At 34.3% G+C, this 25880-nt stretch carries 25 protein-coding genes; 11 read left to right on the top strand and 14 right to left on the bottom strand.

Translation table 11 applies throughout. The features are described 5' to 3' along the window. The first annotated feature begins 103 nt into the window (after positions 1 to 103). The 8 genes from prfB (at position 104) to hemN (ending at position 7864) form a co-directional block, all read left to right on the top strand. Positions 104 to 1202, top strand: a protein-coding gene (prfB, locus tag ACNRYB_RS12575; RefSeq protein ID WP_119789908.1) for a peptide chain release factor 2 whose coding sequence is annotated in 2 segments (ribosomal slippage) — positions 104 to 166 and positions 168 to 1202 — 1098 coding nt in all. Because the reading frame shifts where the segments join, the coding sequence is not laid out codon by codon here. Positions 1203 to 1256: 54 nt separating this feature from the next. After that, on the top strand, positions 1257 to 1703 hold the full coding sequence (gene msrB / locus ACNRYB_RS12570; protein WP_119789906.1) for a peptide-methionine (R)-S-oxide reductase MsrB: 447 nt from the start codon (positions 1257 to 1259) through the stop codon (positions 1701 to 1703). Between the two features lie 333 nt (positions 1704 to 2036). After that, on the top strand, positions 2037 to 3035 hold the full coding sequence (gene lpxD, locus ACNRYB_RS12565; protein WP_473727441.1) for a UDP-3-O-(3-hydroxymyristoyl)glucosamine N-acyltransferase: 999 nt from the start codon (positions 2037 to 2039) through the stop codon (positions 3033 to 3035). A 144-nt stretch (positions 3036 to 3179) separates the two neighbouring features. Next, entirely contained in the window at positions 3180 to 4808 is a 1629-nt protein-coding gene (locus tag ACNRYB_RS12560) for an acyl-CoA carboxylase subunit beta (protein WP_473727440.1), read from the top strand. Positions 4809 to 4930: 122 nt separating this feature from the next. Continuing rightward, complete coding sequence (locus ACNRYB_RS12555) at positions 4931 to 5353, top strand: DoxX family protein (RefSeq protein WP_160782503.1); 423 nt, start codon at positions 4931 to 4933, stop codon at positions 5351 to 5353. 97 nt (positions 5354 to 5450) lie between these two features. Further along, positions 5451 to 5798: a hypothetical protein gene (locus ACNRYB_RS12550; protein WP_129748698.1), complete on the top strand. Its 348-nt coding sequence runs from the start codon at positions 5451 to 5453 to the stop codon at positions 5796 to 5798. Positions 5799 to 5902: 104 nt separating this feature from the next. Continuing rightward, complete coding sequence (locus ACNRYB_RS12545) at positions 5903 to 6379, top strand: hypothetical protein (RefSeq protein WP_129748697.1); 477 nt, start codon at positions 5903 to 5905, stop codon at positions 6377 to 6379. A 120-nt stretch (positions 6380 to 6499) separates the two neighbouring features. Then, entirely contained in the window at positions 6500 to 7864 is a 1365-nt protein-coding gene (gene hemN, locus ACNRYB_RS12540) for an oxygen-independent coproporphyrinogen III oxidase (RefSeq protein ID WP_473727439.1), read from the top strand. Between the two features lie 20 nt (positions 7865 to 7884). Here the strand turns inward: hemN and ACNRYB_RS12535 are convergent, their stop codons facing one another. The 8 genes from ACNRYB_RS12535 to ACNRYB_RS12500 form a co-directional block, all read right to left on the bottom strand. After that, positions 7885 to 8586: a sulfite exporter TauE/SafE family protein gene (locus tag ACNRYB_RS12535; RefSeq protein WP_473727438.1), complete on the bottom strand. Its 702-nt coding sequence runs from the start codon at positions 8584 to 8586 to the stop codon at positions 7885 to 7887. A gap of 7 nt (positions 8587 to 8593) precedes the next feature. After that, the gene (locus ACNRYB_RS12530) at positions 8594 to 9043 is read right to left on the bottom strand and encodes a FixH family protein (RefSeq protein ID WP_473727437.1); all 450 of its coding nucleotides are present in this window, start codon (positions 9041 to 9043) and stop codon (positions 8594 to 8596) included. Between the two features lie 103 nt (positions 9044 to 9146). Beyond that, positions 9147 to 10565 (bottom strand): cytochrome c oxidase accessory protein CcoG, encoded by a 1419-nt coding sequence (ccoG, locus tag ACNRYB_RS12525; protein WP_473727436.1) that lies wholly within the window; start codon positions 10563 to 10565, stop codon positions 9147 to 9149. A gap of 10 nt (positions 10566 to 10575) precedes the next feature. Continuing rightward, positions 10576 to 11514 (bottom strand): cbb3-type cytochrome c oxidase N-terminal domain-containing protein, encoded by a 939-nt coding sequence (locus ACNRYB_RS12520; RefSeq protein ID WP_129748693.1) that lies wholly within the window; start codon positions 11512 to 11514, stop codon positions 10576 to 10578. Between the two features lie 2 nt (positions 11515 to 11516). After that, positions 11517 to 11711, bottom strand: coding sequence for a CcoQ/FixQ family Cbb3-type cytochrome c oxidase assembly chaperone (locus tag ACNRYB_RS12515; RefSeq protein WP_129748692.1), 195 nt, complete (start codon positions 11709 to 11711; stop codon positions 11517 to 11519). 7 nt (positions 11712 to 11718) lie between these two features. Beyond that, on the bottom strand, positions 11719 to 13902 hold the full coding sequence (gene ccoN, locus ACNRYB_RS12510; protein WP_129748691.1) for a cytochrome-c oxidase, cbb3-type subunit I: 2184 nt from the start codon (positions 13900 to 13902) through the stop codon (positions 11719 to 11721). 2 nt (positions 13903 to 13904) lie between these two features. Beyond that, entirely contained in the window at positions 13905 to 14096 is a 192-nt protein-coding gene (gene ccoS, locus ACNRYB_RS12505; RefSeq protein ID WP_008462657.1) for a cbb3-type cytochrome oxidase assembly protein CcoS, read from the bottom strand. Between the two features lie 118 nt (positions 14097 to 14214). Then, positions 14215 to 16599 (bottom strand): heavy metal translocating P-type ATPase, encoded by a 2385-nt coding sequence (locus ACNRYB_RS12500; RefSeq protein ID WP_473727435.1) that lies wholly within the window; start codon positions 16597 to 16599, stop codon positions 14215 to 14217. Between the two features lie 202 nt (positions 16600 to 16801). On the opposite strand from ACNRYB_RS12500, the gene ACNRYB_RS12495 reads away from it, so the two are divergent. After that, on the top strand, positions 16802 to 17485 hold the full coding sequence (locus ACNRYB_RS12495) for a Crp/Fnr family transcriptional regulator (protein WP_129748689.1): 684 nt from the start codon (positions 16802 to 16804) through the stop codon (positions 17483 to 17485). Here the strand turns inward: ACNRYB_RS12495 and mazG are convergent. The 3 genes from mazG to def form a co-directional block, all read right to left on the bottom strand. After that, positions 17482 to 18252 carry a nucleoside triphosphate pyrophosphohydrolase gene (gene mazG / locus ACNRYB_RS12490; RefSeq protein WP_129748688.1) on the bottom strand — a complete coding sequence of 257 codons (771 nt, stop codon included), beginning with the start codon at positions 18250 to 18252 and terminating at the stop codon, positions 17482 to 17484. The two genes, ACNRYB_RS12495 and mazG, sit on opposite strands and share 4 nt — an antisense overlap. A 97-nt stretch (positions 18253 to 18349) precedes the next feature. Beyond that, positions 18350 to 18835, bottom strand: a complete 486-nt coding sequence (locus tag ACNRYB_RS12485; RefSeq protein ID WP_008462651.1) for a DUF5606 family protein — start codon at positions 18833 to 18835, stop codon at positions 18350 to 18352. Positions 18836 to 18895: 60 nt separating this feature from the next. Next, a complete protein-coding gene (def, locus tag ACNRYB_RS12480; RefSeq protein WP_066032212.1) occupies positions 18896 to 19486 on the bottom strand; it encodes a peptide deformylase in 591 nt (196 codons plus the stop codon). 201 nt (positions 19487 to 19687) lie between these two features. Between def and ACNRYB_RS12475 the strand changes: the two genes are divergently transcribed. Beyond that, positions 19688 to 21910, top strand: a complete 2223-nt coding sequence (locus ACNRYB_RS12475; RefSeq protein ID WP_473727434.1) for an FUSC family protein — start codon at positions 19688 to 19690, stop codon at positions 21908 to 21910. 40 nt (positions 21911 to 21950) lie between these two features. On the opposite strand, the gene ACNRYB_RS12470 is transcribed toward ACNRYB_RS12475, so the two are convergent. The 3 genes from ACNRYB_RS12470 to ACNRYB_RS12460 form a co-directional block, all read right to left on the bottom strand. Then, positions 21951 to 23444 (bottom strand): malate:quinone oxidoreductase, encoded by a 1494-nt coding sequence (locus ACNRYB_RS12470; RefSeq protein ID WP_129748686.1) that lies wholly within the window; start codon positions 23442 to 23444, stop codon positions 21951 to 21953. Between the two features lie 126 nt (positions 23445 to 23570). Further along, positions 23571 to 23984 carry a Holliday junction resolvase RuvX gene (ruvX, locus tag ACNRYB_RS12465; protein ID WP_343705859.1) on the bottom strand — a complete coding sequence of 138 codons (414 nt, stop codon included), beginning with the start codon at positions 23982 to 23984 and terminating at the stop codon, positions 23571 to 23573. Positions 23985 to 24141: 157 nt separating this feature from the next. After that, positions 24142 to 24774 (bottom strand): PAS domain-containing protein, encoded by a 633-nt coding sequence (locus tag ACNRYB_RS12460; protein WP_008462642.1) that lies wholly within the window; start codon positions 24772 to 24774, stop codon positions 24142 to 24144. Positions 24775 to 25036: 262 nt separating this feature from the next. On the opposite strand from ACNRYB_RS12460, the gene ACNRYB_RS12455 reads away from it, so the two are divergent. Continuing rightward, positions 25037 to 25852 carry a 2,3,4,5-tetrahydropyridine-2,6-dicarboxylate N-succinyltransferase gene (locus tag ACNRYB_RS12455; protein ID WP_184164520.1) on the top strand — a complete coding sequence of 272 codons (816 nt, stop codon included), beginning with the start codon at positions 25037 to 25039 and terminating at the stop codon, positions 25850 to 25852. Positions 25853 to 25880: the final 28 nt, after the last annotated feature.

The raw sequence follows: 25880 nt of genomic DNA, 5'->3' as shown, positions 1-25880 counted from the left end.
TAGTTATTCTCAGCAAGTTTTGGTAAAATTTAACTCGCTGGTTTCTCTAGACCAAATTAACGTAATAATTCTAAAAAACATATAAAAACCTATTAATTAATTTATGACAACAGCCGAACAAGTAAAAGGTATTGTGGAGCGCCTTGGTGCGTTGAGGAGGTATCTTTGACGTTGATGCCAAGCTAATCGAAATTGCAAACGAAGAAGAAAAAACGTTCGCACCAGACTTTTGGAACAATCCGAAAGAAGCAGAAAACATTGTAAAAAATCTTCGAAACAAGAAAAAATGGATTGAAGATTATGATAAAGCAGTTTCTCTCACTGAAGAATTACAGCTTGCTTATGATTTCTACAAAGAAGGCGAACTTTCTGTAGATGAATTGGATGAACAATATAATGTTGCTCAAGCACACATTGAAAACATCGAATTCAAAAATATGCTTTCTGACGAAGGAGACAGTTTAAGCGCTGTGGTTCAGATTACAGCTGGAGCCGGAGGAACAGAAAGCTGTGACTGGGCAGGAATGCTCATGCGTATGTACATGATGTGGGGAGAAAGTTATGGCTATAAAATAAAAGAACTTAACTTTCAGGAAGGTGACGTAGCTGGAATTAAAACCGTAACTTTAGAATTCGAAGGAGATTATTCTTTTGGGTATCTTAAAGGTGAAAATGGTGTTCACCGTTTGGTTCGAATTTCGCCTTTTGACAGTAATGCAAAACGTCATACTTCATTTGTTTCTGTGTATGTTTATCCGCTTGTAGATGATAGTATCGAGATTGACATTAACCCTGCCGATATCGAAATTACAACTTCTCGTTCGAGTGGTGCTGGAGGACAAAACGTAAACAAAGTTGAAACGAAAGTACAGCTTGTTCACAAACCAACCGGAATCCAGATTCAGTGTTCTGAAACAAGATCACAGCAGGATAACAGACAGCGCGCTATGCAAATGCTTCGTTCTCAATTGTATGAAATCGAATTAAAAAAACAGCAAGCACAACGTGCTGACATTGAAGCAAGCAAAATGAAAATCGAATGGGGTTCACAGATTCGTAACTACGTGATGCAACCTTATAAATTGGTAAAAGATGTTCGTACAGGTTACGAGACCAGCGATGTTGACGGCGTAATGAACGGAAATATCGATCCTTTCTTAAAAGCTTATCTGATGATGATGGGACAAAAGGAAGAGGAATAGTGTTCAGTCGCAGTTTGCAGTCACATTGAACTTGAAACTTTAAAACAAAAAGTTATGATAAAATGGGCAGATGTAATTCATTTTACAAATAAAGGAAATCCAACTCCAGACAAAAAAGTGGAGAAAACGGAAGAAGAATGGAAACAGATTCTTACTCCAGAAGAATTTCAGGTAACTCGTTTAAAAGGAACTGAAAGATCTTTTAGTTCCGAATTATGCAGCTTGTTTGATCCTGGAATTTATGAATGTAAATGTTGCGGAACAGTTCTTTTCGATGCAAGCGAAAAGTTTGAATCTGGCACAGGATGGCCATCATTTACCCAACCTGTAAAAGAAAATGCTATTGCTTATCATGCTGACAAATCATACGGAATGATTCGTGTTGAGGTAGTGTGCAATGTATGCGACTCGCATTTAGGACATGTTTTCCCTGACGGGCCTCCTCCGAGTGGTCTGCGTTATTGCATCAATGCAGTTTCATTATCAAAAATTAAAGAATAATTTATAAAAAGCGATTCCTGAAAAGTGAATCGCTTTTTGTTTATTAATCATCACTTATAAAAATGTTTTAACAAAACAAATGTAAGCCATCACTTAACAATTATTTTTTTAGTTTTTAATCATAAATTTTAGTTTTTCAAATTAGAAATCTAAACAATGACCACTTCAACACATTGAAAAACTTTTATTTAATTAATATTTTAAATGTTAATTTTATAAAAATAACTCCTAAATTTTAAATAATTATTAAGAAACAAAAATAATTAATTAGGTAATTAAAATCTATTTCATTTTATTTGGCAAAAAATAAACTAAGTCGATTAAAATTTGTCAATGAGATCCTATTCAATTCAAGAAATTAATGAAGTTATAAATGGCGTAATTTACGGCAACACTTCGCAAGGCATTACTGCCACAGAACAACTAGAAAAAGCAACAACTTCAGAAATTTCATTTATTGGAAACAAGAAATATGAGAAATACTGGTCGGCTTCTAATGCTTCAATAGCAATTGTAAATGAAGACATTTCAATTGAGCCTGGAGAAAATCGAGCTTTTATAAAAGTCAAAAATGCCGATTTGGCAATGTCACAAATCCTTGCATTTTTTGCACCTCCTCCACCAATATTTCATAACAATATTCATAAAACTGCAACTGTAGACGAAACAGCCATAATTGGCGAAGGTGCTAAAATTGGCGCTGGCTGTTACATCGGCCCAAAAGTTGAAATTGGAGCTAATGCCATAATTTATCCAAATGTGACCATTTTAGATGAATGTACGATTGGAAGAAACACAACTATCTGGTCTGGAACCGTTATTCGTGAGCGCTGTCATATTGGCAACGAATGTATTATTCATCCAAATGCCACCATTGGAGCAGACGGTTTTGGTTTTCGTCCTTGCGAAGAAAATGGCTTAGTAAAAATTCCGCAAATCGGTAATGTAATAATTGGAAACAGAGTTGAAATCGGAGCTAATACTTGCGTAGATCGCGGAAAATTTAGTTCAACTATTGTTGGAGATGGATGCAAAATTGACAATTTGGTGCAGATTGGGCATAATAGCAAACTCGGAAAGTTCTGTATCATGGCAGGAAATAGCGGTTTAGCAGGTTCCGTAACTTTAGGAAACGGAGTTATTATTGGCGGAAGCGCCTCTATAAAAGATCATACTACAATTGGAGATGGCGCTATAATTGGTGCTGGATCTGGCGTCACTGGAGATGTTCCTGCTGGAAAAACTATGTTAGGATATCCTGCCGTTGAAGCTCGTGATGCTTTAAAACAATGGGCTTTGCTAAAACAAATGGTTTGTGGTCCTAAAAAATAATATCACTTAAAATCTAAAAAAGAAACATCCGCTAAACGGATGTTTTTTTTATTTAATACTATTTCTTAATTCATAAAGCAACTCGTTTATTTCAATTGATTTTGTAAATTAGCCAACACTATTTTATTAAATCAATACTATATCATGGATTTAAACTTCAATAAAAACGAAGATCACAATAAATTACTTCTTTCTGAACTAAAACAAAAATTTGCCAAAGTAAAATTGGGCGGAGGCGAAAAAAGAATCGAAAAACTGCATGCCGAAGGTAAAATGACCGCTCGCGAAAGAATTGCTTATTTATTGGACGAAAATTCTAAAAGTATTGAAATCGGAGGTTTTGCTGGTGACGGAATGTATCCGGAACACGGCGGATGTCCTTCGGGAGGTGTAGTGGTAAAAATTGGCTACATCAGAGGAAAGCAATGTATAGTGGTTGCCAATGATGCTACTGTAAAAGCTGGAGCCTGGTTTCCGATAACGGGAAAGAAAAACCTACGAGCGCAGGAAATAGCAATGGAAAACAGGCTTCCAATTATTTATCTTGTAGATAGCGCAGGAGTTTATTTGCCAATGCAGGATGAAATTTTTCCTGATAAAGAACATTTCGGACGCATCTTTAGAAACAACGCCCAAATGAGCAGTATGGGAATCACACAAATTGCTGCCGTTATGGGAAGCTGTGTTGCTGGTGGCGCCTATCTTCCAATTATGAGCGATGAAGCTTTAATAGTTGACAAAACCGGGAGTATTTTCCTTGCTGGAAGTTATTTAGTAAAAGCTGCAATTGGTGAAACTATCGATAATGAAACTCTTGGCGGAGCAACAACTCATTGCGAAATTTCAGGTGTTACCGATTATAAAGCTAAAGACGATAAAGATGCTTTAGATAAAATTAAAAATATTGTAGATAAAATTGGCGATTTTGATAAAGCTGGCTACAGCAGAATCAAAGCCGAAAAACCTGCTTTAGATGCAAATGAGATTTACGGAATTCTTCCAAAAGCAAGAACTGAGCAATATGATATGATGGAAATCATCAAACGTTTGGTGGATAATTCAGAATTTGAAGCATATAAAGATGGTTACGGACAATCTCTAATAACAGGATATGCCAGAATTGATGGTTGGGCTGTCGGAATTGTTGCCAATCAAAGGAAAGTCGTAAAAACTAAAAAAGGCGAAATGCAGTTTGGTGGGGTAATTTATTCTGATAGTGCCGATAAAGCTACCCGTTTTATTGCCAATTGCAATCAGAAAAAAATTCCATTAGTATTTTTACAAGACGTTACTGGTTTTATGGTTGGTTCAAAATCTGAACACGGCGGCATCATAAAAGATGGTGCCAAAATGGTCAATGCGGTGAGTAATTCTGTTGTTCCTAAATTTACAGTTATTGTTGGAAATTCATACGGAGCAGGAAATTACGCGATGTGCGGAAAAGCATATGATCCTAGATTGATATTCGCATGGCCAAGTGCAGAACTTGCCGTTATGGGCGGAACTCAAGCGGCAAAAGTATTGGCGCAAATTGAGGCTTCTTCTCTTAAAGCAAAAGGAGAAACAGTTGATGAAGCAAAAGAAGCTGAATTATTCGATAAAATAAAAGCCCGTTATGATGAGCAGACTTCGCCATACTATGCTGCTTCAAGACTTTGGACAGATGCCATTATTGATCCGTTAGAAACCCGCAATTGGATTTCGATAGGAATTGAAGCTGCAAACCACGCTCCAATTCAAAAACCATTTAATTTAGGAGTCATTCAGGTATAACGATTTAAGAATTCTCAACAAGACGTTAAATAAAAAGTAAAAAACTTATTTTCAAGGTGTTAAAAATAAATATCTGATTAAAAATTAGTAACTTAGTACATAATTTTTAATCACACAGCATCATGGAAAATGTAAAAAGTTTGAATAAATGGGCAAATTCGCACACTTATTTACCAGTTGATTTAGTACGTATTGTTTTGGGTGGATTTTTATTTATGAAAGGTGTCTCTTTCGTCACCAATGTTCAATACCTGCATGATTTGATTTCCCCGATTGATAAGTTTGGAGGAGGTATGTTTATGCTGCATTACATTGCTCCAGCTCACATGATTGGTGGTATAATGATTATTTTCGGGCTTTTGACCAGATGGGCAATCGCAGCTCAATTACCCGTTTTATTCGGCGCTGTTCTTGTAAATTCTATGGGAAGAATGCATTCTGAAAGTTTAGTTTTAGCTATAGTCGTTTTATTAGTCTCTATATTCTTCCTCTTTTATGGAAGTGGCAAACATTCTGCTGATTATTATTTTAAAATGCAGCAATAAACTCATAAGTCCTCAGTTACGCTGAGGACTTTTTTTTGAGTGTTAATTAATTCTATAAAATTTCTTTAATTGCGTTTTATGACTTAAATTCGCCGACATGAATTGGATTCGTAAAACCGTTATTCTTATTACACTTATACTTGCAGGGTTGTTTGCTTATCAGGCAGACCAAGCTTCTGTTCGCGTAATTGAAACGGAAAAATCCGATACCAACTTCAGCAAAGACATTCCCGATTCGTCTGCATTTATACAGCCGCAGGGAAGTTATCAGCTTGCGGCAAACATCAAAACAAATCCTACCGGAATAATTAAATGTTTTGACAACCTTTTACCGCTAATTCCTCAGCATCAAACCGTTACACACAATACAGCATATACTAAACTCTTTACAACTCAAAGTAAAAAGGTTTTAGTCATACTCTATGCTTTCCATTTTTTCTGGTAAATAAATACTTGATTTTTCATTAGAAGACCTATTCTTTGTCACGCTTAAACGTTTTCAAACCGAGAACTGTTTTGCATATCATTTATTTATTACATTAAAACATTATGGAAACTACTACCACAATAATGGGAATTGTGATTTTAATTATTGTTGCTATCCCAATCTATTTTTCTGCACGTTCATCAGCAGCAAGTAAATCGAGAATTTTAAACATCAAAAAAAGATTTAACCCAAATCATCCAGAAGATTTTGATTTGACAGAATCAATCAACAATAAGACTTTAACGATTGATCAGAAAAACAATAAGTTTATTTTGATGAATTTCAATCCAAATCAGCAAGAGTCAATATATGTCGATTTAAATACAATTGCTTCATGCAAATTAGTTCCAACAACAGATGCTGGTTCTGATACTATTGTTAAAATCGACTTTGATTTTCAAGAAAAAGAAACTGGTAAAAAAATAATAATTCCATTCTATGATTTTGATGATGACCGCATCAAACAGATTAGCGTCTATCAAGATCATCAGTTTGCGAAAAAATGGCTTAAAATCATCCAAGATTCTATATCACGTTAGTTATTTAATTCAGAAAAGAGGCTCTATTTTAGGCCTCTTTTTTTTTGTTCCTTACATGATATTTGTCATTTTATGTCTTAGTTTGAAGTTCTAATTTTGATGTAAACTAAATCCGTCATTATGAAAATTTCTTTGACTCAAAAGTATAATGTCCCAGGTCCAAGATATACTAGTTACCCGACAGTTCCATATTGGAATGAAGCTGACTTTACATCCGAAAAATGGATTACTACTTTAAAGCAATCATTTTCTGAAAGCAATTCAAAAAACGGAATAAGTTTATACATTCACCTGCCTTTCTGTGAAAGCATGTGCACTTTCTGCGGATGCAATAAACGCATTACAAAAAATCACTCAGTAGAAGAAAAATACATTCAAGCAGTTCTGAAAGAATGGAAAATGTATTGTGATTTACTTCCAGAAAAGCCTATAATCAAAGAAATTCATTTGGGTGGAGGAACACCAACCTTCTTTTCAAAAGAAAATTTAGAATGTCTTATTAACGGAATTTTTGATCATGCTGTAAGAGCAGAAAATCACGAATTTAGTTTTGAAGGACATCCAAACAACACTACTCACGAACAGCTAAAAAAACTATATGATTTAGGCTTTCGCAGAGTGAGTTTTGGCGTTCAAGATTATTCTCCTACAGTCCAAAAAGCGATTAATAGAATTCAACCTTTTCATAATGTTGCCAAAGTAACTTTTTGGGCAAAAGAAATTGGTTATACTTCAATTGGGCACGATATTATTTTCGGACTTCCATTTCAAACTATCGAAGATGTAGTAGATACAGTCGAGAAAACCAATTCTTTAAAACCAGATAGATTGGCATTTTACAGTTATGCGCATGTGCCTTGGATAAAAGGAAACGGACAGCGTGGCTTTAATGATGAGAATCTGCCAAAAGATGCCGAAAAGAGAAAATTATATGAAATTGGTAAAAAGCTTCTGATTCAAAATGGCTATCACGAAATCGGAATGGATCATTTTGCTTTAAAAGCCGATAGTTTATACAAGGCAGCTCACAACGGAAATCTGCATAGAAATTTCATGGGATACAGCGCTTCCAAAACTCAAGTTATGATTGGTTTAGGTGTTTCTTCAATAAGTGACAGCTGGTACAGCTTTGCTCAAAACACTAAAAGTCTAGAAGAATATTATGAAATTTTAGAATCTGATACACTTCCTGTTGTAAAGGGTCATATTTTAAACAATGAAGATCTTATCATTAGAAAACACATTCTGAATTTAACCTGCGAATTGGAAACTTCTTGGGCTGCAGAATCTTTAAATTTTGCTGAACTACCTCAAACTTTAGTTGCTTTGAAAGAAATAGAAAACGATAATTTAATCATTATTGAGGACAATAAAATCAAGATTACAGAAGAAGGAAGACCTTTTGTTCGTAATATCTGTATGGCATTTGATTTACATCTAAAAAGAAAGTCACCGGAAACAAATCTGTTTTCGATGACTGTATAATAAATCTTAAATTATATTTTCTAATGGCAGTTTGGGGTCTGCTGTACAAATAAACTCATATTTGAAGGAGAAATATATGGAATTCCCAATCCTAATCCGCGAAGGATAAATAAAACGCCAATTATAACCGCAACATAAGGAATTGCCTTTTGGATTTTGTTTCTGAAAGGCAATTTTAATAATGAGTTAACGTAAACCACAACTGTCATTAACGGTATCGTTCCTATTCCAAATAAAAGCATGTAGAGAACACCAAGACCTGCGCTCTGCATGGCAATCGCTCCAAATAAAGCAACATAAACCATTCCGCATGGCAGAAATCCATTTAAAAGACCAATAGTAAACAGCGATTTATAACTCTTATTTTTAAACTGGCTTCCAAGATTGGTTTTAATTTTAGAAATGATTTTATAAACAGGTTTAGAAAAATTGTATTGTGCAAATTTTTTCTCCGGAATCAAAACCACAACAATCATAATTACACCAATAATTATTGACATTTTCTGCTGTAATCCCGCCAAAAAAAAACCTCTTCCCAATAATCCAAAAATCAATCCAATTGTTGAATAAGCAGTTAATCGTCCAAAGTGATACGTCATAATCTGCATTGCCTTTTTAGCTTCATTTTGCCTATCTACAGGAAGCATCATAGCAATTGGTCCACACATACCAACGCAATGCAGACTACTAATCAAACCTAAAAAGAAAGCAGAGAATAACATTTTATTTTTAGTTTACGTAAATAACCTCTTTAGTGAGATATTTTTTGCCTTCGTACTGCCATTCCATATTAACATCCCAGCGTCCTTTTATTAATTTTTTCTGCGGAATAATGATTTCTGAATTGGTTAAAGCAATTTGAGTATTAAAGTCAAATTTTTTGTTTGAAGGTCTGTATAATTGAATATTTCCTTTTACTTTATCACTTTCAAATCCTGCAGGAAAAATTATCACAACACCTTCTCCAGTATATTTGATTGATGGTTTGTGCTGCAAATCATGTGCATTCTGAATTCTTGCCATTTCTTCTTGAAAGTGTGTATCGTGTTTGTAATATTCTTCTACAACCAAATCATTATCGTATTTAGAGTTTGACTGTACTTCAAAAACAAAATATAAAATAAAGGTCATAAACAATCCGAATGCAATGACGATACCTGTGCCCCAATTAAATTTCATATTTGTAGATTTTATTTGTTATTTGTCAAATATGTTATCGCCTTTATTCTTTTGTTTTGATTTTACAAAGTTTATTTTGTGGCGATTTCATAATAATATATTTTTAATTAAAACTGCGCGGTCCTAAGAAATTTGTAGTAGTTGTTTGCAAAAGTTCAGAACCATTATAAACTCCAATTTTTACTTTTGTTTTATCGCTTTCAAGCAGAACTTCATCAATTTCTATAAACAATGTTCCTTGAGAAATTCCTTCTTTAGCAATTTTAAAGTGTTTTTTGCCAACGTTTTTAATTTCTCCTTTCTGATCAATTAATTCGAAATGAATATCATTGTAATCTTTCATTGTTTTGTTTACGATTTTATAGGTGTAAACATTACTGATTTTTTCTCCATTATGTTGGAACAGCTGGCCAGGCAAGCGTAAAACTACTGCCTGTACATCTGTTCTCAAAAACAGCATTCCAACAAAAATACTCAATAAAATCAAGAGAACGGCTGTATATCCTTTCATTCTCGTGGTAAACTTGAAAGGTTCTTTTTTGGCAATTTCATCTTCAGATGCATAACGAATAAGTCCTTTTGGCAATCCAACAGATTCCATAATATGATCACATTCGTCTATACAAGCTGTACAGTTTGTACATTCCAACTGTGTTCCATTTCTAATGTCAATTCCCATTGGACAGACGTGAACACATTGAAGACAATCAATACAATCTCCTTTTCCTGTTAATGCTCTATCTTCATTTTTTTTGAATTTTGCGCGTCCTTCTTCTTTTTCACCTCGAACAAAATCGTAGGCAACATTTATAGATTTATTGTCTAAAAGAACACCTTGCAACCTTCCGTATGGACAAGCGATAATACAAACCTGTTCACGAAACCATACAAAAACGAAATAGAAAACACTAGTAAAGATAAGCAGTGCAATAAAATTGCTTGCCTGTTTTACAGGCCCTTGCTCAATCATTAAGAATAAGGTATCACTTCCTACCAAATAAGCTAAAAAGACATTAGCGATAAGAAAGGAAATTATGAAAAATATAGTCCACTTTAAAACTCGCTTTCTAATTTTTTCAGCATTCCATTCCATTCTTGCTAAACGAGACTGAGAACCTCGATCTCCATCAATCCAATATTCGATACGGCGGAAAACCATTTCGAGAAAAATAGTCTGCGGGCATATCCAGCCACAAAATATTCTTCCGAAAACAACAGTAAATAATATTATAAATACAACGCCGACAAGCATTGAAATTACGAAGAGGTAAAAATCCTGAGGCCAAAAAGGGAATCCAAAAATATTAAAACGACGTTCCAAGATATTGAACATCATAAACTGATTCCCATTAACCTTAATAAAAGGATTTATGAATAAAATTGCCAGCAAAACATAGCTGACAATTTTCCTATAATCATAAAATTTACCAGACGGTTTTTTAGGAAATATAAATTTTCGTTTACCACCTTCATCTATCGTTCCAATGGTATCTCTAAAAGCTTCGTCTGGTAAATTTGACATGATATTCTAATTATTTTTTAACTTCTGTGGTATCTTTTGTTGTTGCTGCAGCGGCATCGGTTTTAGGAGCACTATCGTCTACCCAAACTTCTCCTTCTGCTTCTTTTGGATCTTTTGGATTACTTCCTTGTAAAGACAGAATGTAACTAGCAACTTTTTGTATTTCTTTTGGTTTAAGAGTTCCTTTCCAAGCAATCATCCCTTTTCCATCTCTACCTCCATTTGTAATGGTGTGGAATAAATTTTTGATTCCTCCTCCTAAAATCCATCTATCGTCTGTAAGGTTTGGTCCAATCTGTCCTCCAGCATCGGCACGGTGACATGCCGCACAATTGGTTGTAAAGATTTCTTTTCCTGCCGCTAAACTTGGTGCATCAGTTAATAAAACAACTGTTTTTTCGTCCATCAAATCTGGGGCAGTTTTCATATATTCTTCAACATCTATTTTTGCCTGCGCCATTTCTTTTTTCAATTCCATTTCCTGATCATCAGCTCCTAAAACATCGTAACGAACCACATAAATTACTCCAAAAATGATGCAGATGTAGAATAAATATACCCACCATGGCGGTAAATTATTATCTAGCTCTTTGATTCCGTCATAATCATGATCCATTAATAAATCAGCTTCTTTTTCAATTGGCTCTGTTTTGGTCAATTTATGCATTAGGTTTTTAAACCAAGCACTTTCTTTGAAGCTTAAACTTTCTTCAAGTTCTTTTTGTGCTTTTTCTTCAGGCGATAATAATTGATACATTACTCGATTAACAGCACTAAGTGTAATCTCGATGGCAATCAGAATAAACAAAAAGACAAATAAAAAGAGTGATACCATTGGATATTTTACAAAAGCCGGCTTATCGCCTGAATCTATAAAATATTCCATCAAAGCAAATACGATGAAGAAAATCAACGGTACTCTAACATATACTGGGAAAAACTTTTTCATTTTTATCTATCTTTTGTAATTACACTAAGTCCTTCATCTAAAGGTATATTACTCATTTCTTGAATTTTTTCTTTTTTATAAGAGAACACCCAAACGCCTAATCCTACAAAGAAGAAGAAGAAAATCAAGAGGGAAATAATCGGGTATAATTCAACACCCGATATTGTTTCCATATTGTGTTTTATTTGTTCAAACATAATGCTGTTATTTAGTTTCTTTTACTTTAATATCAGTACCAAGTCTTTGAATATAAGCGATTAAAGCGACGATTTCTCTTTCGTTCATCGGAGTGAATTTCTCGCCTTTTGCTTCAGCTTTTTTACGGCTATCTTCGTAACTCTTAACGAAATCAGGATCGCTTTCTAAGTTTTTCTCTATCTTAACAGCCTGCTCTCTTAAAGTTTTCTGTGCATTTGCAACTTCTTCTGGAGTATATGGCACTCCTAAAGAAATCATTGCTTGCATTTTCTTCTGTGTCAATGAAATGTCCATTGGTTTGTTATCGAACAACCATTTGTAACCTGGCATAATTGATCCAGCAGATGTACTTTGCGGATTCCACATGTGGTTAAAGTGCCAGTTGTCATTGTACTTACCACCTACTCTCAATAAATCTGGTCCTGTACGTTTAGATCCCCATAAGAATGGATGGTCGTAAACAAACTCACCTGCTTTTGACTGAACTCCGTAACGTTCCACCTCGCTTCTGAAAGGACGAACTGATTGTGAGTGACATCCAACGCAACCTTCTCTGATGTATAAGTCACGTCCTTCAAGTTCTAACGGTGTATATGGTTTTACGCTTGAAATTGTCGGAATATTTGATTTTACCATAATTGTTGGCACAATCTGAATAATACCTCCAATTAAAATTGCGATTGTAGCCAGAATAGTTAACTGAATTGGTTTTCTTTCTAACCATGAGTGGAATTTCTCTCCGCTCAATCTGCTGCTTTTTATTGTTTGCAAAGCTGGAGCCTGAGCCAATTCATCTTCAATTGTATTACCAGCTTTTACTGTCATAATGATATTATAAACCAATGTCAGCATCCCCACTAGATATAAAGTACCACCAATAGCTCTCATCCAATACATTGGCATAATAGCAGTTACCGTTTCAAGGAAGTTTCCATAAGTTAAAGTACCATCTGGATTAAATTGTTTCCACATTGATGCTTGTTGGAAACCTGCCACATATAATGGAATTGTGTATACAATAATACCTAAAGTACCAATCCAGAAATGGAAGTTTGCTAATTTCTTAGAGAATAACTCCGATTTTGTCATTCTTGGAATCAACCAATAGATAATACCAAACGACATAAAACCATTCCAAGCTAAAGCTCCTACGTGTACGTGTGCGACGATCCAATCAGTATAGTGCGCAATAGCATTTACATTTTTTAAAGACAACATCGGACCTTCGAAAGTTGCCATACCATAACCAGTAATGGCTACGACGAAGAATTTTAAAACCGGTTCTTCACGAACTTTATCCCAAGCTCCTCGCAATGTAAGAAGACCATTGATCATACCTCCCCAAGATGGAGCGATTAACATAACTGAGAATGCAACTCCTAAATTCTGAGCCCAGTTTGGCAGTGCAGAATATAATAAGTGATGTGGTCCAGCCCAGATATAGATAAATATTAAAGACCAAAAGTGAATAATAGATAATCTATATGAGTAAACTGGTCTATTTGCAATTTTTGGAACGAAGTAATACATTAATCCCAAGAACGGAGTAGTAAGGAAAAATGCCACCGCATTGTGCCCATACCACCATTGTACAAGCGCATCCTGAACACCAGCATACACAGAGTAGCTTTTTAAACCTGAAACCGGAATTTCAATGTTGTTAAATATATGCAGTACAGCTACCGTCACAAATGTTGCGATATAGAACCAAATAGCTACATATAAGTGACGCTCCCTGCGTTTTATCATTGTACCAATCATGTTAATTCCCATTACAACCCAAATCAAAGCGATTGCAATATCAATTGGCCACTCTAACTCCGCATATTCTTTAGAAGAAGTATAACCTAGAGGAAGTGTAATTGCGGCAGCTACAATAATTAACTGCCATCCCCAGAAGTGAAGATTACTAAGAAAATCACTAAACATTCTGGCTTTTAGCAATCTTTGCAGCGAGTAATACATACCGGCAAAAAAGGCATTACCCACAAAGGCAAAAATAACTGCATTGGTGTGTAACGGTCTTAATCGGCCGTAACTCAGCCACGAAATCCCATCTGTCATGTTGGGAAAAAGGTACATTACCGCCAAGGTAAGTCCCACTAACATACCCACAACACCAAAGAGTATTGTGGCGTAAATGAATTTTTTTACAATTTTGTTGTCGTAATAAAACTGTTCCATTTCCATAATTATACTTGTTTTTCTTCGATTGGTGAATTATTATTTTGGGAATTAATTTTGGTTTCGTCATCAAAAAGAATTCTGACTGAAGGCGTATAATCATCATCATACTGTCCAGATTTAACAGCTACGATAAAGGCAATGAAGAAACAGATTGCCACAAAAATACTTACTGAAATTAATAGATAAATAACACTCATACCTTAGATTTATATTAACAAAATTACTTCGTTAAGGGCGCATAAAATATGATAATTATCATAAACAAAAAGATATGTTAAATTTATAAAAAATATCTTATAATATAATTTATAATGATTATAAATTTCTGTTACTGAAATAGTTAGACATCAACGTAACAAAACTTACAATTGTAATCGTGCTCAATGGCATAATGATAGCCGCAACTAGCGGAAGCAGATTTCCCGTAACTGCAAAAGCAAGCCCAACAACGTTGTACAGCAATGATAGCCCAAAACTCATTTTTATGATTAAAATAGCTTTATGAGAAAGCTTTAAAAAGTAATTGAGATGTGAAAATTCTGATGCATCTAAAATTGCATCGCAGGCAGGCGAAAAGACATTTACGTTTTCTGAAATTGAAATCCCTACATTACTTTGAGCCAATGCTCCAGCATCATTCAATCCATCGCCAACCATCATTACATTTTGCCCTTTTTCCTGAAGTTTCTTTATGTACTCAAGTTTTTGCTCAGGTTTTTGATTGAATATCAATTCACTACCTTTTGGCAGAATGGCTTCCAGATTTGATCTTTCGCCATCATTGTCACCAGAAAGCACTTTTATTTTGTAATCTTTGCTCAGGTTTGCAAAAAGCTTTTCTAAACCTTCACGATATTGGTTTTGGAAAGTATATTTTCCGAAATATATCTCCCCTATTTTAATGTGTAATGCTGTTTTTTCTATTTCCGAACCATCTGCAACTATATCATTTACAAATTGCCCTGAACCAATTTTTATTTCCTTTCCGCCAATTATTGCTAGAATTCCTTTTCCTGTAATTTCTTGAAACTCTTCTACAACAATGCGTTTAGCTTCTGGCAGAAAATCGTAAAGCATTCGGCTTAATGGATGGTTTGAACCTCGCAATACATTTTTAATCAATACAATATCTGAATCTGAAATAGAATTTCCTTCATACATTATATTCGACTTTTTGTTAGTTGTAATAGTTCCTGTTTTATCAAAAACTATTGTATCAACTTTGGCAAGCTGTTCGATTACAACAGCATTTTTCAAATAAAATTTCTTTTTACCTAAAATTCGCAATATGTTTCCAAAAGTAAACGGGGCGGTGAGAGCCAGTGCACACGGGCAAGCTACGATCAATACCGCTGTAAAAACATTAAAAGCAGTATTAGCATCTTTAAAAATCCAATAACCAAAACCAGCAAATGCAATGAGCAATAATATGGGGGTAAAATATCGACTTATTGCATCTGTTATGGTCTTATGCTTCTGGTCTACTTTTTTCTGAAAAATCTCGTTGCTCCATAATTGGGTTAAATAACTTTGAGAAACAGAGTGCAAAACTTCCATTTCGATTACTTTACCAATCTGTTTTCCTCCCGCAAAGACTTTATCTCCAGATTTTTTAGTAATTGGGACTGCTTCTCCTGTAACAAAGCTATAGTCAATTTCGGCGCTTTCGCTAATTAAAATTCCGTCAACAGGAATAAGTTCTTGATTTCTTATTAATAATCGGTCTCCTTTTAGAACATCATAAATCGCTACATTATCTTCAGAAGCATCTTTACTTATTTTGGTAACCGCAATTGGGAAATAGGATTTAAAATCTCTTTCGAAACTTAAAAAACTATAGGTTTTAATTTGAAACATTTTGCCAAGAAGCATAAAAAATATCAAACTGGCCAAACTGTCAAAAAAACCTGGACCGTGATCCATCAGCATATCATAAGTACTGCGAATAAACATCACGATGATTCCTAAAGCAATCGGAATATCAATATTGAGCATTCTTGTTTTAATACTGTGATAGGCAGAAACATAATATCCGCTTGCCGAGTATAAAAAAGTTGGCAGTGCTAGAAGAAAAATCAGTAATCTGAAAAATGGTTTGTAACTATCGAGCCAGAACTCTTTCATTTCGAAATATTCTGGAAATGAAAGCAGCATGATATTTCCGAAACAGAAAAATGCAACACCCAATTTATAGGTTAAACTTCTGTCGATTTTTGCTTTTGCTGATCCATAATTTTCTAAACTAATATAAGGTTCATAACCTATAGAACTTAGGAGATAAACTATTTCTTTTAACGAAACTACATCTGAATTAAAGGTAATTCTAACTTTCTTTTCGTGAAAATTAACTTGAGAAGTGCTAATTCCTTGCTGAAGACGATTTAGGTTTTCTAAAATCCAGATGCAAGAACTGCAATGGATATGCGGAATATTTAACGAAACAATCGAAGTGTTGCCTTCTTGAAACTCTAAAACTTTTGCTAGAATAGTTTCATTTTCTAAAAAATCATATTTTCCTTTGATGTCTTGCGGTGTGGCTCCTGGAGACTTTTCAAAATCGTAATACGATGTTAGGTCGTTGATGCTGAAAATTTCGTAAACTGTTTTACAGCCAGTGCAACAAAACTTTTTATCATCAAAATCAATTTCTTCATTTTGTTCAATAGTTAAACCACAATGAAAACAACTTTGCTCCCTCATAAACTTGTTTTTATTTGCCACAAATTTCCAATTAAAGCACAATTATTAAGATGATAATTGTCATGTTATTTTGAAATTGGATTCCTAAATTTATAAAATAAAAAGCTCAAAAAAGAACTAACCCTAATTTATAATAAATTTACCTTCTAAAGGTGGTTAAAACCCTCAAATATCCTTATTTTTGCAGCAAACAAATATTGTCATGAATAAATGTGATCAATGCATTGTACGCCAGTTAAGCTCATTAAAAGCCCTTAACAAAGAAGAAGTTATTAAGTTAGCTAGCAGCAAAACGACTTACAAAATTAAAAAAGGTGAAGCTCTTTTTGAAGAAGGTGAAGTAACAAATGGTGTTTTCTGCGTAAAAGACGGTGTTGGAAAACTTTCAAAACTGAGCGCAAACGGAAAAGACCAAATTGTTAAATTGGTAAAATCTGGTGAACTTCTTGGACAGCGTTCTATGATTAGCAATGAGCCTGCAAATTTGACTGCAAAAGCGATTGCCGACATGGAAGTTTGTTTTATTCCTAAAGCTGAAATCATCAATTTCTTTAATAATAACAATCAGTTTTCTTTAAATATGATGCAATCTGTCTGCGAAGATTTAAAGGAATCTGAAAACGAAAAAATTGCCTTAGTTCAAAAAACAGTTAAACAGAGACTTGCCGAAACTTTACTGCACCTACATGATGAATTTGGCGAAGATACCGACAAAACACTAAGAGTGCAGCTAACAAGAGAAGAACTTGCGGGTATCATTGGTACTGCAACAGAAAGCTGTATTCGTTTATTATCTGATTTTAATAAATTAGGATTAATAGAGTTAGTTGGTAAAAAAATTATGCTTAAAGATGTTCGTGCTTTAAAGAAATTGGCCGACAACTAAAGTTTTTTAGCCTCGTTCCAAAAGACATCCATTTCTGTTAGTGTCATATCCATTAATGGTTTCCCTAATTCGTTTGCTTTACTTTCTAGGTATTGAAAACGTTTAATGAATTTTTTATTGGTTCTTTCTAAAGCATCTTCTGGGTTTACATTTAAGAATCTTGCGTAATTAATCATAGAAAACAAAACGTCTCCAAACTCGTCTTCAATTTTATCTTGATTTCCAGTTTTTACTTCGTCTTGCAATTCCTGCAATTCTTCTTGCACTTTATCCCAAACCTGATGAGGTTCTTCCCAGTCAAACCCTACTCCTTTCACTTTATCCTGAATTCGGCTTGCTTTGACCATTGCTGGAAGACTTCTTGGAACGCCTTCTAAAACAGATTTCTTACCTTCTTTAAGCTTTAGCTTTTCCCAATTTTGTTTTACTTCTTCCTCATTTTCCACCTTTACATCTCCATAAATATGAGGATGGCGATGAATCAATTTATCACAGATTTCATTACAAACATCAGCAATGTCAAAATCATTGGTTTCACTGCCTATTTTGGCATAGAAAACAATATGAAGCAACAAATCACCCAATTCTTTTTTAACTTCATTTAAATCATTATCCAAAATAGCATCTCCTAACTCATACGTTTCTTCGATTGTTAAATGTCTTAATGTCTGAAGAGTTTGTTTTTTATCCCACGGACATTGCTCACGAAGTTCATCCATGATATTCAATAGTCTCTCAAATGCTTTTAACTGATTTTCTCTGCTCATTTTGAACTTTCTTTTGATTTAAACTCGATTCTGTAAAATTAAAAAATCCTGTCAAGAAAACATCTTAACAGGATTATATATGTTTAAAGAAAAACGACTATTCTTCTTTTTTAGCTTTTGCTTTTTTAGCCGCCGGAGCTTTCTTAGGTTTCTCAGCAGCAACTGGAGCTTCTTCTTTTGGTTCTTCAGCTGCAGGAGCTAAATCTGTAACTAGTCCTTTTGCTTGAAGTGTATTATACCAGCTTAATACTTTTTTAATGTCTGATGGATAAACTCTTTCTTCGTCATAATCAGGAAGAATTTGTTTAAAATAAGCAGACAAAGTAGCATTATCTTCCTTATGAGAGATAGCTTGTCCTTTGTTTTCTTTAACGGCAATCTGCTGCATTACTTCAGTTAACGGTTTTTCGCCTTCATAAGTATAAATCGAAATTTCAGACAATAAACTTACATTGCTTTTTAGATTTACAGTAATCTTCTTCCCATCAATTAATGATTCCGCCACAAAACCTGTACGAGTTTGTACTTTTAATTCGTATAAACCTGGTTTTCCTGAAATGGCTAAAATTTTCGTTAAATTCATTTTTATTAAAATTAGTATTAAGAATTTTATTTATTTTTTGCTTCTAAGTATTTAGAAAACTTATCTTGCTTTTTTAGCTGCGTAAAATTTCATTCTATATTCCTGAGACGTTTTTCCCTCAGTAATATTTTTCAATTTCTTTTGGATTAAACGTTTTTTTAGAGATGAGATTTTATCTGTAAACAAGATTCCTTCAATATGGTCGTATTCATGCTGGATAACTCTTGCAATTAACCCGTCAAACACTTCCGTTTTCATTACAAAATCTTCTTCACAATATTCGATTGTAACAGTTGGTTTTCTGTAAACGTCTTCACGCACATCAGGAATACTCAAACAGCCTTCATTAAACCCCCACTCTTCTCCTTCTTCTTTAACGATTTTAGCATTGATAAAAGTCTTCTTGAAACCTTTTAAATCTTTTTGTTCCTCTGAAGGAAGATCCTCATCATCACTAAAAGGCGTTGTATCTATCACAAACAAACGAATTGGCAGTCCAACCTGCGGTGCCGCAAGTCCAACTCCATACGCATTATACATCGTCTCGTACATATTTGCGATCGTCTCTTTTAGGTTTGGATATTCTGGTGTAATATCCTGCCCTACTTTTCTTAAAACAGGATCACCGTATCCTACAATTGGTAAAATCATTTGTTTTTATTTATGTTTTAATGTGCTGCAAAAACAGAATTAAAGTTCTGATATTTCAGCTGGCAAAAATAGTAAAAAATAGTCAATGAATAATTCTAATACTGCATTATATCATATTTTTTGCAAGCCATTAAAAATCTCATCTATAATTATGCCAAAATCACTCCTACAATTCTTACCTTTGTTAGTAAACCTCTTTTTATGATTGACCGAATTTCGAAATTTACTAACAGCACTTCCTTTCTAAATGCCTCTAAAGTAACTATTGCTTCTGTTGTTCCTGTTTTAGTTTTAAATTTTCTTGGTCATTTTGAAATCGGATTTACAATTGCGCTTGGTGCATTTTACACTTATCCCAGCGACATTCCGAGTTCTCTCAGCCATAAAATAAAAGGGTTAATTGCCGCTTCTTTTATTGTTTCTGGAGTTAATCTTTTGGTAAATCTCGTTTATCCGTTTCCTTTACTTTTTTATATCTTTTTAGGATTTCTGCTTTTTTTATGTTCCATGATTTCGGTTTACGGACAGCGAGCTACCTTAATTTCTTTCTCAGCTTTATTATCGATTTCCTTATCTTTTGGACATTTGCACGAAGGTTGGGAAGCTTTTGAATATTCAGGCTTTATCTTTATTGGAGGAATACTGTATTTAATAGTATCTCTTGTTTTTCATTTTGTACAGCCTTATAAATATGTAGAATTACAAATTGCCGAAGGAATAAAACTCACAGCCAAATATCTTAAATTAAGAGGCGATTTATGGAGTCCAGAAGCCAACAGGAAAGCAATTATAGAAAAGCAGCTGGCTGTACAGGTAGAGTTAAATCTTATTCACGAAGATTTAAGGAAAATGCTCATCGGAAACCAGAATACCTCTGGAACTACGAGCCAGAATAGAAAAATGCTTTTGGTTTTTATTACTTTGGTCGAGATTCAAGAATTAGCGTTATATACGTCTTTCGACCACAGTAAACTTCATGAAAAATTTGCCAAACATCCAGATGTTTTAAGAACCTATCAAAATGTAGCATATAAATTAGCTTCTACCTTAAAAAAGCTTTCAAAAAATGTGAACCATATTAGTACTTATGTTGACAAACATGATTTGAAAAATGAATTGGATGCTCTTGAATTTGCCATTTTTGATTACGAAAAGACATTAGGAAAAGAAGAAGCGGCAGAAGGCGTTTTAATGCTGACCAATATGCTGAAATATGCAAAAAATCAGGTTGGAAAAATTAAAACGATCCAGCGTGCGCTTTCTTTGGCAATGCAGTCATATAAATTGAAAGACAAAGACAAAGAGCTTGAAAAGTTTTTAACTCCTCAGTATTACCCGCTTCGAACTTTAATTGAAAACTTAAGTTATTCTTCGTCAATTTTCAGACATTCTATACGATTGACCATTACGATTTTGATCGGTTTTTTTCTTGGACAAGCGCTGCCGTTTCAAAACGTATATTGGATTCTCCTTACCATTGTAGTCATCATGCGTCCTGGTTATGGTTTGACTAAAGAGCGATCTTACAACAGAATGTTCGGTACTGTTTTAGGAGGTATTATAGCTTTCGGAATTGTATCTGTCATTCAGAATCATGTTGCGTTGAGTATTTTCTCTATTGTATGTATGCTACTCGGAATTTCATTTACCCAAATCAATTACAAGATTAGTGCAACATTTGTTACAATGTACGTCGTATTTATCTACGGAATTCTAACTCCAGACATTAATGAAGTAATTCAATACAGAATATTAGATACGCTAGCAGGAGCAACTTTAGCTTTTATTGCCAATCATTTTTTGTGGCCAGCATGGGAATTTATCAATACACCTATTCATATAGAAAATACGATTCGTGCCAACAGGAATTATTTAAAAGAAATTGCAGATTTTTACAATAAAAAAGGAGAGGTTCCAACTTCATACAAATTAGCCAGAAAAAATGCATTTGTCGAAATAGGAAATTTAATGACTTCCTTTCAGCGTATGATGCAAGAACCTAAATCGAAGCAAAAAACAATGCCTTTGGTAAATAAATTGGTGGTTTTAAATCACTCTCTATTATCTGCTTTGGCGTCACTTTCAACTTATATTCAGTCACATCAAACTACTTCAGCATCTGATTCTTTCAATTATATTATTAAAACAATTCTAGCCAATTTAGATCACTCTATTTCTGTTTTAAGAAACGAAGTTGTGGTACAAGATACTTTTTTCGAAAAAGAAGATGTGACTTTGCAATTTGAAGAATTAAAACGCAGACATTTTACACGTTTGGCAGAAGATGACGATTTGGATAAAGAAACGCGTCAAGCCAAAATGCAGGAAGCACAAATGGTAATTGAGCAATTAATCTGGATGAGCAATCTTGCAGAAAAAATTCTAAAAAACACAACTGACTTAAAAGCAACAAATCCAGATTAATTCATCTGGATTTGTTTTTTTTTATTGAAATATGAAAAGCTTAATTTAATTTTAAAACTTCTGCTGTTTGTTTTCTAAGCTGTTCTAAAAGTTCTGGCTTGTCGTTTAAAGTCTGTCCATAAGATGGAATCATTGTTTTCAATTTCACTTGCCATTCTGGTGTTTTAATTTGGTGAGTAAAACATCTGCTTATCAAATCAATCATGATTGCTACAGCTGTAGAAGCTCCTGGAGAAGCTCCTAATAAAACTGCTAAAGTTCCATCGTGTGTATTAATAACTTCTGTACCAAATTCTAAAACCCCACCTTCTTTTTCATCTTTTTTGATTACCTGAACACGCTGACCAGCTTTTTCTAATTTCCAGTCTTTTGAGCGTGCTGTTGGAAGATATTCGCGTAAAGCTTTCATTCTGTCTTTTGGGGACTGACGAACCTGCTCTATCAAATATTTCGTTAATGGAATATTATGATATCCTGCAGCTAACATCGGAATTAAGTTGTTACGTTTAATAGATAGAGGCAAATCTAAATAAGAACCATTTTTAAGGAAACGAGTTGAGAATCCTGCGAATGGCCCAAAAAGAAGCGCTTTTTCACCATCAATTACACGAGTATCGATGTGAGGAACAGACATTGGAGGAGCTCCAACACTTGCTTTTCCATATACTTTTGCTTGGTGTTTCGCAATTACTTCTGGGTTTGTACATTTTAGCCATTGGCCGCTTACAGGAAAACCTCCATATCCATATCCTTCTGGAACATTTGCCTTTTCCAATAAAGGAAGAGAACCTCCTCCTGCACCAATAAATACAAATTTAGTATACGCTTTACGAGTATTTCCCGTTGACAAATCTTTAATTTTAATTCTCCAAGATTTGTCTTCACGCTGTTTTAGTTTTTTAACTTCATGATTGAAGAATAAAGAAACACCGTCTAGTTTCTCTAAGTAATTGAACATACTTCTTGTTAAAGCACCAAAATTAACATCGGTACCAATTTCCATATGTGTTGCTGCTAATTTTTCGTCAGCACTTCTGCCTTCCATTACCAATGGCATCCATTTTTGAAGCTGTTCAAAATCGGTACTAAAAGTCATGTCTGCAAAGATTGGATTGCTCTGAAGCGCTTCGAATCTCTTTTTTAAATAATTTACGTTTTTATCTCCCCACACAAAACTCATATGAGGCACGCTTTTAATAAAATTATCCGGAGACGGCACTTTGTTTTGTTGTACCAAGTAAGACCAAAACTGGCGAGAAATCTCGAATGATTCTGCAATGCTTATTGCTTTTTTAGGATCTATGCTTCCGTCTGCCTTTTCTGGAGTATAATTTAGTTCACAAAAAGCAGAGTGTCCCGTTCCTGCATTATTCCAAGCATCAGAGCTTTCTGCTGCAGCAACATCTAATCTTTCGTAAATTTCAATTTTTATATCTGGTTGTAATTCTTTCAAAATTACTCCAAGAGTGGCACTCATTATTCCAGCGCCAATGAGTACTACATCACTATTTGAACGTATGGTTTCGTCAGGCATAACAGTATTTTTATTTAAAGTGCAAAGGTACTTTTTTAATTGCAAAAAAAAACTAATTTTTAGATGATAAAAGTTAGGATTTTCTAAAAACCATTAAATTATAAATAAAAAATACGACGAACAGCGCTATTTTTTTGCGGAAAGATAATCTTGAAGCAGAATTGTGGCAGAAATTTCGTCTATTAAACCTTTGTTCTGACGCTGCTTTTTACTTAAACCGCTGTCGATCATGGTTTGAAATGCCATTTTTGAAGTAAAACGCTCATCAACACGAATCACTTTCATGTCTGGAAATATGTTCGAAAAATGAGTCACAAAACCATTAATTACAGAAGCGCTTTCAGATGGCTCTCCGTTCATTTGTTTGGGTTCGCCAATCAAAACCGCTTCGACTTTTTCTTTAGCAAAATAATCTTTTAAAAAGTCAACTAAAGTGTGTGTAGGAATTGTTGTTAAGCCCGAAGCAATAATCTGCATTTCGTCTGTAACTGCAATTCCTGTGCGTTTTTGTCCGTAATCTATTGAAAGGATTCTTGGCATGTTTTAAACTTTTTAGCAAATTTAGTCTAAAATATTTTTCTAATTTTCCATTTCACTCAAAATAAACTTCTTCAAGACTATTTTCAATAAAAAAATCCGTCCTGAAAACTCAAGACGGACTTTTATCCAAATATTCAAACCTAAAAAATAACTCAATTTATCTTCCGAACAAACGGCTGAAAAAACCTCTGTGTTCTTCTTCCTCTCCTGCATCCTCTTCTTCAGAATAATTAGCAAACTTAGATTGTGACTTTTCATGTTCGTAAATCAGCTCCTTAATATATTCAACGTAAGTTCTCTTTTTCTCTTCTAAGAATCCGATCAAATACTTTTCGCTAAATTCTACTCCGCTTGCTGCTTCGATCTGCAATAACTTTTTATACAAAGGTTCAATATGCATCGCAATTACTTCTTGCGGTACAGCTTGTCTTCTTCCGAAATAATTTACAATAACGTCGTTTTCGTCGCGGGCAATTTCAAAATCTGTAATTACCCAATAGTATCTTCCAGACTTTGCAAGGTTTTTTACAATAGCATGAAAGTTTTTCCCGTTTTTAAGATTTTCCCAAAGCACTTTAAAAATTACTTTTGGCATATCTGGGTGACGTATGATATTATGAGGCTGTCCCATTAACTCATAGTCTTCGTAACCGCAAACATCTACAAATACTTCGTTGGCATATTCAATAATACCGTATGCATTTGTTTTACTCATAATAACCTGAGTTTTATCCCAGCTTACTTCTTTGTCTATAATTACTCTGTTTTGAAGGTGATTTTCTTGATTCATATTTTACTGCTTATATGATTATTTATGGAATGGAATGTTGATCAACACTGCGAAATTAAAGCGAAGAAAAAGTACAAATCCTGACTTTTGTCATATTTTGATATAAAAAAAACTTTTAGTGGTTATAGTATTAGTCAAAAACACATATAGCTTTTAGCGTTTCTACAAATAAGAAACAAAAAGTTAAATTTGTAACACTTTCAGGCGGTTTTGCTTTTTTGCATTTCTACAAATACGTTATCTTTGCCAAAAAATTAAACGTATGAATTCTTTACAGACTATAATCGAACAAGCTTGGGAAAATAGAGCTTTATTGCAAGAAACTACAACTACAGATGCCATTAGAGAAGTGATCGAATTGGTAGACGCAGGAAAATTACGTGTTGCTGAACCAGTTGGTGACAAATGGCAGGTAAACGAATGGGTTAAGAAAGCAGTTGTAATGTATTTCCCGATTCAGAAAATGGAAACATGGGAATCTGGTATATTCGAGTACCACGATAAAATGTTGCTGAAAAGAAATTATGCTGAAAAAGGAATCCGCGTGGTACCAAATGCTGTTGCTCGTTATGGTGCTTACATCTCTAGCGGTGTAATCTTAATGCCAAGTTACGTAAACATTGGTGCTTATGTTGACGAAGGAACGATGGTTGATACTTGGGCAACTGTAGGAAGCTGTGCTCAAATTGGTAAAAATGTTCACTTAAGTGGTGGTGTTGGTATTGGTGGTGTTCTAGAGCCGTTGCAAGCTGCTCCGGTTATTATCGAAGACGGTGCTTTTATCGGATCTCGTTGTATTGTTGTTGAAGGTGTTCATGTTGGTAAAGAAGCAGTTCTTGGAGCTAACGTATGCTTAACAGCGTCTACTAAAATTATTGATGTTACGGGTGATGAGCCAGTTGAAATGAAAGGTTTCGTTCCTGCTCGTTCTGTGGTTATTCCTGGAAGTTATACTAAGAAATTTGCTGCAGGAGAATACCAAGTTCCTTGTGCGTTAATTATTGGAACTCGTAAACCTTCTACAGATTTGAAAACTTCTTTAAACAATGCGCTTCGTGAGTACGATGTTGCTGTTTAATTAATATAAAAAATCTTGATATAAGGGC

The organism is Flavobacterium sp. CR10, from assembly GCF_055814415.1.
Note: the sequence above shows the minus strand (reverse complement) of the source record. Positions and strands in the feature narration are given on the sequence as shown.

Bases quoted from the DNA above. Each gene is read 5' to 3' on its own strand.
- ACNRYB_RS12495 (WP_129748689.1), top strand. From the start codon at position 16,802: ATGAATAAATGTGATCAATGCATTGTACGCCAGTTAAGCTCATTAAAA.
- ACNRYB_RS12520 (WP_129748693.1), bottom strand. From the start codon at position 11,514: ATGAAAAAGTTTTTCCCAGTATATGTTAGAGTACCGTTGATTTTCTTC.
- ACNRYB_RS12535 (WP_473727438.1), bottom strand. From the start codon at position 8,586: ATGTTATTCTCTGCTTTCTTTTTAGGTTTGATTAGTAGTCTGCATTGC.
- ACNRYB_RS12485 (WP_008462651.1), bottom strand. From the start codon at position 18,835: ATGAATTTAACGAAAATTTTAGCCATTTCAGGAAAACCAGGTTTATAC.
- ACNRYB_RS12555 (WP_160782503.1), top strand. From the start codon at position 4,931: ATGGAAAATGTAAAAAGTTTGAATAAATGGGCAAATTCGCACACTTAT.
- ACNRYB_RS12515 (WP_129748692.1), bottom strand. From the start codon at position 11,711: ATGTTTGAACAAATAAAACACAATATGGAAACAATATCGGGTGTTGAA.
- ACNRYB_RS12460 (WP_008462642.1), bottom strand. From the start codon at position 24,774: ATGAATCAAGAAAATCACCTTCAAAACAGAGTAATTATAGACAAAGAA.
- ACNRYB_RS12470 (WP_129748686.1), bottom strand. From the start codon at position 23,444: ATGCCTGACGAAACCATACGTTCAAATAGTGATGTAGTACTCATTGGC.
- ACNRYB_RS12560 (WP_473727440.1), top strand. From the start codon at position 3,180: ATGGATTTAAACTTCAATAAAAACGAAGATCACAATAAATTACTTCTT.
- ACNRYB_RS12455 (WP_184164520.1), top strand. From the start codon at position 25,037: ATGAATTCTTTACAGACTATAATCGAACAAGCTTGGGAAAATAGAGCT.
- ruvX (WP_343705859.1), bottom strand. From the start codon at position 23,984: ATGCCAAGAATCCTTTCAATAGATTACGGACAAAAACGCACAGGAATT.
- ACNRYB_RS12475 (WP_473727434.1), top strand. From the start codon at position 19,688: ATGATTGACCGAATTTCGAAATTTACTAACAGCACTTCCTTTCTAAAT.
- hemN (WP_473727439.1), top strand. From the start codon at position 6,500: ATGAAAATTTCTTTGACTCAAAAGTATAATGTCCCAGGTCCAAGATAT.
- ccoG (WP_473727436.1), bottom strand. From the start codon at position 10,565: ATGTCAAATTTACCAGACGAAGCTTTTAGAGATACCATTGGAACGATA.
- ACNRYB_RS12530 (WP_473727437.1), bottom strand. From the start codon at position 9,043: ATGAAATTTAATTGGGGCACAGGTATCGTCATTGCATTCGGATTGTTT.
- msrB (WP_119789906.1), top strand. From the start codon at position 1,257: ATGATAAAATGGGCAGATGTAATTCATTTTACAAATAAAGGAAATCCA.
- ACNRYB_RS12545 (WP_129748697.1), top strand. From the start codon at position 5,903: ATGGAAACTACTACCACAATAATGGGAATTGTGATTTTAATTATTGTT.
- mazG (WP_129748688.1), bottom strand. From the start codon at position 18,252: ATGAGCAGAGAAAATCAGTTAAAAGCATTTGAGAGACTATTGAATATC.
- ACNRYB_RS12500 (WP_473727435.1), bottom strand. From the start codon at position 16,599: ATGAGGGAGCAAAGTTGTTTTCATTGTGGTTTAACTATTGAACAAAAT.
- ccoS (WP_008462657.1), bottom strand. From the start codon at position 14,096: ATGAGTGTTATTTATCTATTAATTTCAGTAAGTATTTTTGTGGCAATC.
- ACNRYB_RS12550 (WP_129748698.1), top strand. From the start codon at position 5,451: ATGAATTGGATTCGTAAAACCGTTATTCTTATTACACTTATACTTGCA.
- ccoN (WP_129748691.1), bottom strand. From the start codon at position 13,902: ATGGAAATGGAACAGTTTTATTACGACAACAAAATTGTAAAAAAATTC.
- def (WP_066032212.1), bottom strand. From the start codon at position 19,486: ATGATTTTACCAATTGTAGGATACGGTGATCCTGTTTTAAGAAAAGTA.
- lpxD (WP_473727441.1), top strand. From the start codon at position 2,037: ATGAGATCCTATTCAATTCAAGAAATTAATGAAGTTATAAATGGCGTA.